We start from the raw sequence: 15,529 nt of genomic DNA on the forward strand, positions 1-15,529 counted from the left end.
GCCTAAGTAATTCTTATTTACTTTATTATTTTTGCTTTTTTGTTCAAATAAACAAGTGCTGATAAAATGAAAAATACAGAAAGAAATATTACAGGAATCAACACAATACTTTTACCGAAAAACGATTTATGTTCCACTTGAGGTTGCCCTAAATTAATAATACTTACCGGTTCTGTTTGCTCCTCTAATTCTAACTTCTTGGTTTCAATATCTCTAATTAGCTTTGTTTTGTATTCAAAAATATCGGCGATATTTACTTGTTCTTGATTATCTAATATTATTTTTTCATTGGAAGAAGTGCTCCCTTTACTGGCTAACCCAAGCGTATAGTTCGTGATAATTTGATCTACTTGAGTCAAAAGCTTTTGATTCTCATCTATACGGGCTTTTGCATTACTTCTATACACTTCTAAAAGACCATTAAAATAAATGTTTGTATTAATATAACTCAATACTTTTTCCGCAAATACTTTACCGAAACTTGCATCCTTATAATAAAATGTAATTCTATGATTAAAAGAACTTTTATTCTGTAACTCTGCCCTAACAATATCTGCTATGGCATCAGTATTTTCAAAAGTTTGAAGCAATTCTAAATATTTAAGATCGCTCTCTGAATTACCAACCTCAGCGACTCTAGATATTTCGATATTTAATCCGTCAAAATCAATATTATCAACACCTATTGATTTAAAGAACAAAGTGTCTTTTGATTTAATGTTAGATTGTATTTCACTAACAACATCATACAAGTAGTTTTTACTTTCAATTTGAGGTTTAACAATTACTTCTGTTTTATACTTTTTAGATATAATTTGGTTTAAACCATATCCAATCGCAAGGCCAACGACAACAAGACCAATAAGTAAAAGCATGTTCTTTTTAAGGTATAAGAATACTCTTAAAATCCAGCGAAAAATAGCATTAAAGCCCCTTCCTATTAATTGAAATAATTGTCCCAAATCAATTTCATCAGAATTGTTTTGAGTTGATGGTGTTTGATTGCTCGCCATTCTATGTATTAAATATTTGCTTTAAAATTTTATCGGTGATTAAGTATGTAGGTTTCACTCCTGTCGTACCTAATCCTCCTGATGCTAATGTACTTCCTGTTTCTAACGGGTTATCTGATGCATAATATGCGTAACGTACTTTGACATCTTCACCTATACTCTTTCTAATTTTAGAAGCTGATTGTATCGCTTTTTGATAATGCACACCTTCCATCTCTAAACCAATTACATTCCAAGTTGACTTATGAAAGAACTTAAGAATATCTTTATTTTGAAGTGATGTTCCTAAAACAGTCACCATAGTCCCTTCAAAAACCTCTAAACCATAACCTTCAAAGTCCTTAGCACACAATTCATTTTTAAATGGATAATTGTCTGCTGTTCCTTCAAAAATATGTGCAGAAGGAATCATTAAATCTCCTTTTCCTCCTTCTAGAATACCTGCTTTTCCCATTATCGAAACAGAATCAACATTTATCAAAGACACATTGTTCTTTTTGGTATTGTACGGTTTCAATAATTCATCAATTGTTTCATACGCTTGCTCACCAAATGCGTAATCCATTACAAATATAACAGGTTTTTTATCAACCTCTTCTTCAGAAAATTCATACGAACAATTGTTGATTTTTATTTTTGCCGTATCAAATATCTGTACATCTATATTGGTTCCTGAGGTATCATCCATAATAATCATACCATTCTTCTCTGCCAAGTCCGTGACTTTCTTTCTTAGCGTTGCATTCCCTGAACTACTAAGTGCTTCAAAAATTTCTAATGAATCTGTATTCGGAAATTCAGTTTTCAAAGCTGCTTTTGCAAATAATGAATTCATAACACTATGCATATTGGCAGAAATAATATGGATTGGCCTATGCATAAGTTTGTTTTTAGTTAAAACCTCCTTTATGTTATTTGCCCATCTTTCTCCATGAATATGATGTCCTAATCGCTCTCTTAGCAAAGCACTAAATGTAACAGCTCTTTTCTCTCCTGAAATTTCTTCATCTAAGGCTAGTTTACCTAACCAATAAATAACATTCAAAAAACGATCTGGATTACTTTTTGTACTGAATTTTTTATAGACTTCTAAAATTTCTTCAAAAGACCTACCTAAAATATTGGCTGTATGTATAAGTGCAATTTCTCGCTCAGCCTGGGTCAATTCTTCTTTTTGAACCGCAGCTTCTAGTTTAGCCCAATCTCTTATAGTTCTTTCTGTATCTGTTATTAAAACACGCTTACATATTTTTTCAGATTCAATGAATAGAAATGTAAGGTGCGTAAGAATATCATAGATATCTGAACGACCTCTAGTGATTTCAATATTCATCTGCTCTTCGTCTATACGATAGCAGTTTCTTCTTCTTTTTGGCGGAATGATCGGATTGATATGAGAAATGCCATACCCTTCGTCTGAAGTAAGATTTATGAATGAACATTGCTCTATTCCTTCAGGTAATCTTTCTAAAACGTATATAAGTCCGTTTAATTCGGCTTTTTCTTCTCCTACAGAACCATATATTTCTGGTCTTAACTGTAATAGTGCATTTTTCAATGCCTCACCAGAAACTCCGTTTGGCTTATAAAAGCCTCTATTAAAAAGATGGCGCATAGTAATATACATGCGTTCTATCGCATTTGTAGACTCTTGTGCTCTTGTTGTTGTAATTGCTTTTCCCATTGATGATTTCAAACGAAATTACGATTTATAATTTGTTATTTAAAAGCTAGCTGCTCTATGCCTTATATTTTGACAGACTTTCAACTACTTTTCGGTCGTTAGATAGTCGCTGAACTTTGTTCTGTCCGCCGAGCTTACCTATTGATTTCATATACTCTAAAAACCCGCCACTTTTAACAGGAGTAATTTTTAAGGTTTGTAACACCTTACCCACAATAAGGTCATAATAATAACTATTCTGTTTTTGAAGTGCCAAATCTAGTTCTTGTATAAAAAGGTCCATATTAGTCGGTAGTTTTTCAAACTCTATAAACCACTCGTGATATGGCAATTCATTTTCTTGCGGTGTAATTTGTGGTGCTACTGTAAATTCACTCACACTAGCATCGGTGGCCTTGGTAGCTACCAACATCGCCTCTTCAACTTCTTTAGCGATAACGTGTTCCCCAAACGCAGAAATAAAATGTTTTATACGCCCAGATACTACTATTTTAAAAGGATACGTTGAAATAAACCTAATGGTATCTCCAAGATTATACGCCCATAAACCGGCATTTGTGGTAATAATCATGACATAATCTACACCAATTTCAACATCTTTTAGAGTAATCCTTTGGGGGTGTTCATCAAAAAATTCATCAGACCGTACAAATTCATAAAATATGCCTGCTTCTAATAGCAGTAACATACCCTTTTCTGTTTGAGAGTTCTGATACGCAAAGAAACCTTCACTGGCCGGAAACAATTCTATACTCGCTACTTTACGACCAATTAATGATTCAAACTTCTTTCTATATGGTTCATAATTGACTCCGCCATAAATAAAAAGTTCAAAATTCTTAAACAAATCACCTACATACTCATTGGTATTTTCCTTTAGTTTCTCAAAGTACATTTGAACCCAAGAAGGTATTCCGGCGATAACCGTCATATCTTCATTCTTGGTTTCTTCTACTATGGCATTTACCTTAGTTTCCCAATCTTCGATACAATTGGTTTCCCAACTTGGCATTCTATTTTTTTGCAAATAATTAGGCACATAGTGTGCCGAAATACCAGAAAGCCTACCCAATTTCACTCCGTTTTTCTCTGTTAAAACCGGACTACCCTGTAAAAAAATCATTTTACCAGTTACGAAATCAGCCTTGCCAGTTTCATGAATGTAATTAAGAATAGCATTTCTAGACGCTTTTACCTGTTCTTTAATACTACCTTCTGTAATTGGTATATATTTTGCTCCAGAAGTGGTGCCTGAAGTTTTTGCAAAATATAATGGTTTACCTGGCCAAAGAATATCTTCTTGCCCAGCAACCGCTAAATTCACATACTCTTTAAGTTCTTCGTAATCTCGTATAGGTACTTGAGCTATAAAATCGCTATGCGTTTTAATCTTCTTTAAGTTATGGTCTTTACCAAACTTTGTCTCACTACCTTTTGCAATAAGTTCTCTAAAAACGTTCTCTTGTGTCTCAATAGGATTACTGACCCACTTATCGGTTCTTTTCGCGATACGGTGTGCAAATATTTTGGCAGCAATAGTCTTTAGTGACATTTCGTTCTAATTAAAGTCGATATAATTTAAAGGATCGATAGGTGTTCCATTATCCCAAAGTTCAAAATGAAGATGTGGGCCTGTAGTGAGTTCTCCCGTATTACCAACTGCAGCAATTACTTCTCCACCTCTTACAATATTACCTTGATATTTTGATAATGACCCATTATGCTTGTATACACTTAACAATCCGCCTTCGTGCTCTATTATAATTACATAACCGGTATCTGCAGTCCATTCTGAAAAAATCACAGTACCATTTGCAATAGCTTTTACCGGACTATCGCTTACAGCAGTAATGTCGACCGCATAATGTTTTTCATTAGGATTGAAGCTCATAGTTACTGATCCTGAAACCGGAGTAAACAATACTAAATTTTTCTTATCAATTGTTCTTTCGAATAAGTTGTACTTGTCTTCAAGAGCAACCTCTGCACGTAATAACGAATCTTCTTTAATAGGGTTTAAATCTACTGAGGCTGGATCTAATTTAAACTGTTGAAAAAGAGAATCTCTATTTACTACCGTATTCTCAATATCACCCTTTAACACCATACGAATATTATCTAAATACTTGTTGGTATAATTTAGTGTTCGAATTAAAGAATCTGTTTTATACGTAAGTTCTGTGGCTTCTTTCTTTAGCCTTGTTGAAGAATAACCCGGTATATATTCTCGAAGTGGCGTAAAGGCAATTAACAGTGTTGTAAGTCCGATTAAGGTGATCATAAAAAGAGATCCTGTCACAAAAACATTGAGCCTACTTAACTTAAAAGAAATCTTTTCTTCGAAAGTACTTTCGTTTAGTATTACCAAACGGTACTTATGCAGAAGTTTCCTTTTTATTTCCTTTCTTTTTTTGACTTTCTTTTTGGCCATCTTAACAAAGATAAACTTAGAATTTAATTTTAGACCTTCTTTAAAATGAATAATTTACAAAGAGTTGCCCAAACTTAATTTAATTACAATATTCTCAACATTTTCAGCTCATAAAAAATATCTAAATATTACAAGTCTTGCTATAGATGACAAGTCAATTTTACAAACTTTTCCACATCTAAACTTAACTATAATCATATATAGTAAGTTTATTCCTACAAAAATGTCAAACAACAAATAAGTATAGGTATAACCCCTATATACCATCTATTGACAACAAAAATTACTTATTCTTTGTTTACATAGTTAGTTTTGAGATTAGTGTTAAAATGACCTACTAATCTAACATAAACAAAACTTGTTCATCAACTAGTTAATGATACAATCTCAAATACATATCAAATTCTTTCATAAATTAAGAAAATCTGGAGTTTTAATCGCCGTACTTCTATTTTTTACAGCTGTACAAGCACAAATTAATAATCCAGATTACCGTATAGAACTTAGCTCAACAAATATGGGTGTTTGCGGTGGTTCTAATGATGGCAGTAGCACTGTTACCATTACCGCCAAAACAACACAACTTCATACGTTCAAGATAATTTTTGATTTACCCGAAGGTATAACTTATAAAACTGGCACCGCAGTCATCGATTCTCAAACAGGATCTGCAGATTTTCTATTATCTGAATTTGATATTAGCGATTTAAACCAGCCCACTTTTCAAATTGAAAGACCTAGTAATACAAACTGGCAAATATCTGATGTTGTTACATTTACCTTTGAAAAAACAGGAGATTGCGATGCCGTACAATTCTCATATGATGGCGGACTCTTTAAAGATGTTCATACCATAAATTACATACAAAATACAACGGCCAAAACAGCTAACAATAGCGATCTAACGTCTAACGGTTACACACTATTAAAAGCATATTTAGCAGTAAATGATATTACAGCCGTAGATGCCTATGTTGGTGATGTTACCAATAGAAATGTTGTTATCAATAATTCTGGTAACGGTAGTATTTCACAATTTGACCATGTGGTAGAGGTGAGTCCGGGGTTACAAGCTAACTATGAACTCTCATTTAATGGCACTGTTTTAACGCCTTCTATAAGTGGTGATTTCTATTCCTATACTATCAATCTTAACTCAGCTCCATTTGCTGGTCAAGTTGGTGACGGTGACAATTTATTTGAAAACGAAAATATTACACTAGTAGAAAAACTAGTATTAACAAGCTGTGTAGACAATCAATCTACTCAGCACAGTCCTAGGTGGGGATGTACAGCTGGCACCTATTGCCAAGTTGGTGCTGCAATACCTGGGTTTATTGGTTTTAATCAAGAATGGTCAAATATTTCATTACAAACTATAAGTGATCCACGACCACGCTGGGATGCCCCTGTAACTTATACATACAGGTTAGAAAACGACGCAAGTGCAGACAATGCCTATAATGTTAATTTTAATATTGGCTATACTTGGGATAATAGAATGTCATCTACAGGGTTCAACCCGATGTACGGAGATGACAACGATACAAACAGACAATTATCTAATTTCAGATTTACTGGTGGATTGTCATTTACGCCCGTAAGATGGGAAAATACAACCACCGGAAGCTCTCTTGGCTTAGGGTCTTATCTTGTTGGTCAAGATTTCTTTACTTCGGATCCCGACGGACCTGGTGGATTACAAGATTTAGATGGTGACGGTTTCTTTGATGATTTATTACCTGGAGATTTTACAGAAATCAATGTAGATTTATCTATGTTACAGCTATCACCCGCATGTGATGCTATCGATGCTGAGTACTCGAAAAGTGCCAGTTTAAATATGGATGCTTGGGCAGTAAATACTTGTGGCAGCAGTAATAAATCCGTCCGTGAAGAACTCGAAAGACATTATGTAAATAGAGCGGCATTATTTAATGAAGATTTCCCCGAAGATTATGATTTAGATGCCGAAGACGGTGCAGTTTTTAATCTTTCATTTATTGGAAATTTCATAGCATCAAATCAATCACCAACATGTGACGGTATTGAAATGTTTTCAAATGATGCGTCAACTATTTACAAAGCAGTACTTGATGTGCCAGCGGGAGTTACGTTAGATCCTAGCGCAGATGCTCGTTATGCACAAGTAGGCAATCAGATTATATTCACCGAAACACAATTAGAAGATTTTGAATACAACTCTTACTACTTAAGAATACCTATAGACTTTGCGTTAAATATAGATTGTAGTACGTATTCGGGTCCAGAAAATCTGATTTTGAATTACGCTACTTCTTACGAAAGTTCATGCTACAATACTGATTTGCATTGTGGATCATTCAATGTTACGACACATTGCCCTAATGGTTGTAGTGCTCCAATGACAACCTCTTTCGACGCAAATAGAACAACTGCAGGTTGGACCGATGAAACCATGAGTACCAAAGTGGTTTTAGACCCTACAACTCATGCTACCAAATATTACATGCCCAAAGATGAAATGGTAGTTACTACTAGTGCTGTTATGCAGAACACTACTCAAGACAATTTGCTTTTTGAAATGCGCTATATCACTGAAAGCGGTGAAAGCATGCAAGACATCATTGATTTTACAGGCGGTACTATTACAATAAATGACCTTTCTTCTGGAACACCGCAAACATTTCCTATTACGAATTCACCGGTGCTTACGACAATTGGTACTAATGATAATCGATTTACTTTAGACTTATCTTCTTATCAAACACTAATTTCTCCCACGTATCAATATGGTGAAGGATTGGAAGCTGATGAAATATCATTGGAACTTAGTTTTCAATTTAAAGAAGACTTCCCAGAAGAAGCTTTTCTATATCAATTTCACACCTTTCAAGGTCGTTTTTACAGCTTAGACAGTTCTAATAATGAAATTGATTGTGGTGCGTATAATGAAAGAGCACACTTTTTTCAAACAGAAATTAATATTACTGCAGATATTGACAATAATACAGAAGGGTGCGATGAAAAATGGCTTTATGTTGGTCTAGCGCAAGCTTCATCGGTAGATGATAAATTCCCTGATGAGTTTAGACCACCTTTATTATGGAATTCTACTACAATCGAAATACCGACCGGTATGCATTTCAATGACCTTGTCAGTAGTTACGGTTACCCGAGTCTAATGCCAGAAAATGAAGATGCAGCATCATGGAACAACGGACTAAGTTATTCGGTTTCAGGTAATATTGTTACTATAACTCCCGGACCTCGATTTGTGCATTTAGATCAGGGTGGCAATAAATATCCTAGTGTTTCAATAAACCTAACAGCAACCAGTGCTACCCCAGCAATTAGTTCACATAACATTTCAGTAAATTATGATGAGTTTGCCTATGCAGATTCGCCTGTTACCAAAACAGAAAGCGATACTAAAGACTTTACTTACAACCAACCTGTTTTCTTCTTAACGTCAGATAATCCTACAGAAATTGGAAATTCAGAATTAGAAGGCTTCACAGTTGATATTTGCAAACAGAATTCGACAGAAATTGCCAACAATTGGCTTCGGGTAGATACCGGCTCCAATTATATGATTACAAATGCCTACTTAGTAAACGGAGCAACAGAAACTCCATTAACTTATAATACTGAAGGTGATGTTACCTATATTGAATTTGGTGACATGGAAGGCGGAACCTGGATCTGTAGACAAATTAGGTTTGAAGGCACATACAATTCTAGTAGCCCAATTGACTTAAACATTTCACACAATTATGATTGTATTGCTTACCCAACAAGTTACGGTAGCATTCCATATTTTGATGAAGAGGTTTTTACCTTAAATCCTGTTCCGGCAGCAATACAATTACAAATACTAAACCAGCCAAGTACAACAGTTGATACTTGTACCGATTTTAATATTACCCTAGAAGCAAGAAATGCTGGCGAAGGAGATTTAATTTCTCCTATTGTTGATTTTGATGTACCTGGCGATATTTCAGCTCTTTTAATAAACGGTCTTACTATTGAATACCCTAGAGGTTCTGGTAATATTGAAACATTGACCCCGACAATATCTGGTAACAATGTTTCTATCAACCTTTTAGACCACTCGTTTATTGCAGCAAAAAACGGAATACCCGGATCATTAAATGCTGCCTCGATAGATGAACAAATTGCTGTTATTAGTCTTACCTTAAATGCACAATGTAATTATGTTTCAAATACAGGTACGACATATACAATAACGGGTAATAGTCCGTTTGGGGATCCAGCGACCGGAAGCGGCAGTAGAACATCTGCTAATCCTATAATATTGACTGGTGCAGAACCACCTTACAGTACCAATAACAGTTTATCTGTTTCAAACACTGCAAGACTAGAAGGTTGTGAAGCAGAAACGGTGAATGTAAATACGATCATTGTTGATGGTGTGTCGGGTAATGATGATTATGTACGTGTAGTTTTACCAGATGGTATACAATATGTAGCTTCTTCATTTACATCGACAAGTGCTCTACCTCTTACTTACGTAGGTACAAATACAGTAGGTAGTCATCAAGAAATAGAATTAAAATTACCACAAGGTGCGACATCTGCCGATACCTTAACTTATAGTTTTGATATTAGTAATCAATCAACTAGTTGTTCAAGTACAGCTGATATTGATTTAACAACATATGTTACAACAACGGCCTTAAGTTGTATGGGTGTTTCGTGTGGTACAACAGAAATTGCTACTGGCAATGCCACTATCCCTGTTGAAACATTTAAATCTGAAATTACGGTTGCAAGTCCTGCACCACAAGCTACCTATCTAAATAATGGTACAGATTATACTTATGATTTAAATTTTAGTATTGAAAATATAGGTGCGTATACAGTTGCATCAGGAGCAACTTACGCTGTTTACTGTACCGATGCTTCAGATAATAAATCTGGCACAGCAATTTACACGGGTAGTTTAGACGCCGAAATTTTAAGCGGTAATACTATAAACGATATTGCTTCTTTTACAACGAGTGACTTTTGTGGCGCTGGAGGAAATCTATTGATAGAATTAGAACCTTCAGTTGGAAATTGCTTTTGTAATACGGTTTCATTTTTAATTGCATCAGTTGGTACTTCTGCAGATCTGTCCTTAGATAAATCAGTTTCGGATACTAATCCTGATATAAATGACGTAATTACCTTTACCATTGACTTGGCAAATGCCGGTCCGAATGACGCTACTAATGTAAGCATCGAAGATGTGGTTCCTGTTGGGTATGCTGTCGATGTTGCTACTATTTCAAATGGCGGAACAATTTCTGGAAAAACTATCACTTGGGACTTAGCAACTGTTGTTTCCGGCACGACTTCATTGACATATGATGTTTCGGTAAACGCACCTACTGGCGCAACGGACGAATATAAAAATATAGCGCAAGTAACCGCAAGTGACCAAACAGATCCAAATTCAACTCCGAACAATGATGACGGAGATCAGTCTGAAGATGATGAGGATGCTGTGGATACAATAAGTGTTAACGAACAAGCAGATCTGTCTTTGGACAAGTCGGTTTCGGATAGTAGTCCTGCAATAAATGACGTAATAACGTTTACAATTGATTTGGCAAATGCTGGTCCGAATGATGCAACCAATGTTAGTATCGAAGATGTCGTTCCTGTTGGGTATACTGTAGATATTGCTACTATTTCTAATAGTGGAACACTTTCTGGAAATACTATTATTTGGGACTTGGCGACTGTAAATTCTGGTACGACTTCATTTACATATGATGTTTCGGTAAACGCACCAACTGGCGCAACCGATGAATATAAAAATATAGCACAAGTAACCGCAAGTGACCAAACTGATCCAAATTCAACTCCGAACAATGATGACGGAGATCAGTCTGAAGATGATGAGGATGCTGTGGATACAATAAGTGTTAACGAACAAGCAGATCTGTCTTTGGACAAGTCGGTTTCGGATAGTAGTCCTGCAATAAATGACGTAATAACGTTTACAATTGATTTGGCAAATGCTGGTCCGAATGATGCAACCAATGTTAGTATCGAAGATGTCGTTCCTGTTGGGTATACTGTAGATATTGCTACTATTTCTAATAGTGGAACACTTTCTGGAAATACTATTATTTGGGACTTGGCGACTGTAAATTCTGGTACGACTTCATTGACATATGATGTTTCTGTAAATGCACCGACTGGAGCAACCGATGAATATAAAAATATAGCACAAGTAACTGCAAGTGACCAAACAGACCCAAATTCGACTCCGAACAATGATGACGGAGATCAGTCTGAAGATGATGAGGATTCGGAGGATACGGTAAGTGTTAGTGCACAAGCAGATTTAAGCTTGAGTAAATCGGTTTCAGATACTAATCCTGATATTTCAGATATCATAACGTTTACCATTGACTTGGCAAATGCCGGTCCGAATGACGCAACCAATGTTAGTATCGAAGATGTTGTACCTGTTGGATATACTGTAGATATTGCTACTATTTCAAATGGAGGTTCATTAACCGGTTCAACTATTACTTGGAATTTGGCGACTGTAACATCTGGCTCAATTTCACTAACCTATGATGTTTCGGTTAATACACCGACTGGCGCAACCGATGAATATAAAAACATAGCACAGGTAACCGCAAGTGACCAAACAGATCCAAACTCTACTCCGAACAATGATGACGGGGATCAGTCTGAAGATGATGAGGATTCGGTGGATACCGTTAGTGTTAACGCACAAGCAGATCTATCATTGAATAAATCGGTTTCGGATACTAATCCTGATATTTCAGATATTATAACCTTTACGATTGACTTGGCAAATGCCGGACCTAATGATGCAACCAATGTTAGTATCGAAGATGTTGTACCTGTTGGGTATACTGTAGATATTGCTACTATTTCAAATGGCGGTTCATTAACCGGTTCAACTATTACTTGGGACTTGGCGACTGTAAATTCTGGTACGACTTCATTAACATACGATGTATCGGTAAATGCACCAACTGGCGCAACGGACGAATATAAAAATATAGCACAAGTAACCGCAAGTGACCAAACAGACCCAAACTCTACCCCGAACAATGATGACGGGGATCAGTCTGAAGATGATGAGGATTCGGAGGATACGGTAAGTGTTAGTGCACAAGCAGATTTAAGCTTGGATAAATCGGTTTCGGATACTAATCCTGATATTTCAGATATTATAACCTTTACCATTGACTTGGCAAATGCCGGTCCGAATGATGCTACCAATGTTAGCATTGAAGATGTGGTTCCTGTTGGATATACTGCAGATGTTGCTACTATTTCTAATGGTGGAACACTTTCTGGAAATACTATTACTTGGAATTTGGCGACTGTAACTTCTGGTACGACTTCATTAACATATGATGTTTCTGTAAATGCACCTTCTGGTGCAACCGATGAATATAAAAATATAGCACAAGTAACTGCAAGTGACCAAACAGACCCAAATTCAACTCCGAACAATGATGACGGAGATCAGTCTGAAGATGATGAGGATGCTGTGGATACCGTTAGTGTTAACGAACAAGCAGATCTGTCCTTGGATAAATCGGTTTCAGATACTAATCCTGATATTTCAGATATTATAACTTTCACCATTGACTTGGCAAATGCCGGTCCGAATGATGCAACCAATGTTAGTATCGAAGATGTGGTTCCTGTTGGGTATACTGTAGATATTGCCACTATTTCTAATGGAGGTTCATTATCCGGTTCAACTATTACTTGGGACTTGGCGTCTGTAACTTCTGGTACGACTTCATTAACATATGATGTTTCGGTAAATGCTCCGACTGGCGCAACCGATGAATATAAAAATATAGCACAAATAACCGCGAGTGACCAAACAGATCCAAACTCTACCCCGAACAATGATGACGGAGATCAATCGGAAGATGATGAGGATGCTGTGGATACCGTTAGTGTTAACGAACAAGCAGATCTGTCCTTGGATAAATCGGTTTCGGATACTAGTCCTGATATTTCAGATATCATAACGTTTATGATTGACTTGGCAAATGCTGGACCGAATGATGCAACCAATGTTAGCATCGAAGATGTGGTTCCTGTTGGGTACACTGTAGATATTGCTACTATTTCTAATGGCGGAACACTTTCTGGAAATACTATTACTTGGGATCTGGCGACTGTAACTTCTGGCACGATTTCATTGACATATGATGTTTCGGTAAATGCACCGACTGGCGCAACCGATGAATATAAAAACATAGCACAAGTAACCGCAAGTGATCAAACAGATCCAAACTCTACCCCGAACAATGATGACGGAGATCAGTCTGAAGATGATGAGGATTCTGTTGATACTATTTCTATTAACAATATAGATTTATCATTAAATAAAACTTTGGCTGCAGGTTCTAATTCAACTCCGAATATAAATGAAAGTATTACTTATGAAATTACTTTAGCAAATGCAGGTCCCGAAACCGCAACAGGTATCGTAGTTGAAGATTATATACCATCAGGTTTAATTCCGGATGTATCATCAATATCGAACGGAGGAATATTTGCTGATAATACGATTACCTGGAATATTACTTCTCTAGGAGTAGAAAGCATCACGTTATCATACAGCGCAATGCTCGACATTCCGACAGGAACTGAAGATGAATATAAAAATGTAGCACAGGTAACTCAGGTAGATCAAACAGATTCCGATTCATCCGTAGATAATTATAATGCAAATACTCCAAATGAAGATGATGAAAGTGAGTATGAAGTTGCTACCCCTTCTATAGATATTTCTATTAATAAAACAGTTTCTAGTGAAACAGCGGCAATCGGAGACGAAGTCATTTTTACGGTAACCGCAAGTAATATTGGTAGTTTAGAAGCAACCAACCTAAGTATAGAAGAAAATATACCTAGCGGTTTTGTATTGACAGCTCAAAGCGTTGACATAGGAACATATGATTCGCAAACTGGCTTCTGGGATATCTCAGTACTACTACCTGGCGAGACTGCAGAACTTCTTTTAACAGTAACCGTACAAGACGCAGATGAATATACCAACATTGCCCGTGTAGATTACGTTGATCAACTAGATCAAAATATGGACAATGACCAGGATGAAGCTACCGTAACCTTAAACGAACCGTTAGAAGAAGAGTGTTTGGTCATTTTTAATGAGTTCTCCCCTAATGGAGATGGCAGTAATGAATATTTCTTTATTGAGTGTATTGAAGATTACCCGAATAACAACTTACAGGTATTTAACCGATGGGGAACTTTAGTTTATGAAACTAAAGGATATAACAATGATTGGGATGGTACATCTCAAGGTAGAGCCACTGTAAACGGTAGCGAAAAACTACCTGTAGGCACCTATTATTATATACTAGTGCCTAATGAAGATATTATTGACGCAAAAACAGGTTGGTTATATATAACTAGATAAATGTTGCAATGAAGTTGAAAATATACCACATATACATAAGCACAACGCTCATCTTAACCCTACTTGGGGTAGAGAGCGCACTTGCGCAGCAAGAACCACAGTATACGCAATACAATTATAACACTATGACTGTAAACCCAGCTTATACGGGATCTAAAGGTCATTTAACCGTTACATCTTTATTTCGAAGTCAGTGGGTTGGTCTAGATGGTTCGCCTAAAACTATTTCATTAGGCATAGATTCTCCACTTAGCACCTATGACGGTATCGGCTTATCGATTGTACAGGATCAAATTGGTCCGTCTTCAGAAACATATTTAGACTTTAATTACGCACATAATCTAATTTTAAATAGAAAGGGTCATCGATTAGCTTTAGGGCTAAAAGCTGGTGCTCGTTTTCTTAGCGTAGATTGGTCTAAAGGAACGTATCGTGATCCAGATGTTCTTTTTAATGAAAATATTAATAGTGAACTTTTACCATCTGTAGGTGCGGGCTTATTCTATTATACAGATAATGCTTATGTAGGTCTTTCAACGCCTAACGTATTATATAACAAACGGTATGATGCCATTGAAGAAGCCGTTGGTTCAGATAGAATGCACCTATATTTAATTGCAGGTTATGTTTTCAACTTAAACTCTACAGTAAAATTTAAGCCTTCTACTTTTGTAAAATATGTAGAAGGAGCTCCATTAATTGCAGATGTATCTTTCAATTTTCTTCTCAATGAAGCATTAACCCTAGGTGTAAATTATAGATGGGATGATTCAATTGGCGCTTTATTAGGATTTCAAATCAATCCGCAATTCAATTTAGGTTATGCGTATGACCTTACTACAAATAACTTGGGAACCTACAACTCAGGCACACATGAACTATTTTTACGCTATAGATTAATTTCAAAAATTACAAGGATAAAATCTCCACGTTTCTTCTAATTAAGGCAATAA

6 protein-coding genes are annotated in these 15,529 nt (G+C 36.0%); 2 read left to right on the forward strand and 4 right to left on the reverse strand.

Going from position 1 to position 15,529, the window contains the following annotated elements; genetic code table 11:
- Positions 1–17: 17 nt before the first annotated feature.
- Genes ACJJVT_RS16355 through ACJJVT_RS16370 form a run of 4 tightly spaced genes read right to left on the reverse strand, consistent with a single transcriptional unit; the run spans position 18 to position 5,128 of the window.
- On the reverse strand, positions 18–1,013 hold the full coding sequence (locus ACJJVT_RS16355) for a hypothetical protein (protein WP_405400121.1): 996 nt from the start codon (positions 1,011–1,013) through the stop codon (positions 18–20).
- A 1-nt stretch (position 1,014) separates the two neighbouring features.
- On the reverse strand, positions 1,015–2,697 hold the full coding sequence (locus ACJJVT_RS16360) for a DUF6909 family protein (RefSeq protein WP_405400123.1): 1,683 nt from the start codon (positions 2,695–2,697) through the stop codon (positions 1,015–1,017).
- 55 nt (positions 2,698–2,752) lie between these two features.
- Complete coding sequence (locus ACJJVT_RS16365; RefSeq protein ID WP_405400125.1) at positions 2,753–4,249, reverse strand: GH3 auxin-responsive promoter family protein; 1,497 nt, start codon at positions 4,247–4,249, stop codon at positions 2,753–2,755.
- Between the two features lie 6 nt (positions 4,250–4,255).
- The gene (locus tag ACJJVT_RS16370; protein ID WP_405400126.1) at positions 4,256–5,128 is read right to left on the reverse strand and encodes a M23 family metallopeptidase; all 873 of its coding nucleotides are present in this window, start codon (positions 5,126–5,128) and stop codon (positions 4,256–4,258) included.
- A gap of 376 nt (positions 5,129–5,504) precedes the next feature.
- Between ACJJVT_RS16370 and ACJJVT_RS16375 the strand changes: the two genes are divergently transcribed.
- Complete coding sequence (locus ACJJVT_RS16375; protein ID WP_405400128.1) at positions 5,505–14,576, forward strand: gliding motility-associated C-terminal domain-containing protein; 9,072 nt, start codon at positions 5,505–5,507, stop codon at positions 14,574–14,576.
- 8 nt (positions 14,577–14,584) lie between these two features.
- Positions 14,585–15,517, forward strand: coding sequence for a type IX secretion system membrane protein PorP/SprF (locus tag ACJJVT_RS16380; RefSeq protein ID WP_405400129.1), 933 nt, complete (start codon positions 14,585–14,587; stop codon positions 15,515–15,517).
- The last annotated feature ends 12 nt before the right edge of the window (positions 15,518–15,529 follow it).

It is taken from the genome of Maribacter sp. Asnod2-G09, assembly GCF_045063795.1.
In the GTDB taxonomy this organism is placed as follows: Bacteria; Bacteroidota; Bacteroidia; order Flavobacteriales; family Flavobacteriaceae; genus Maribacter.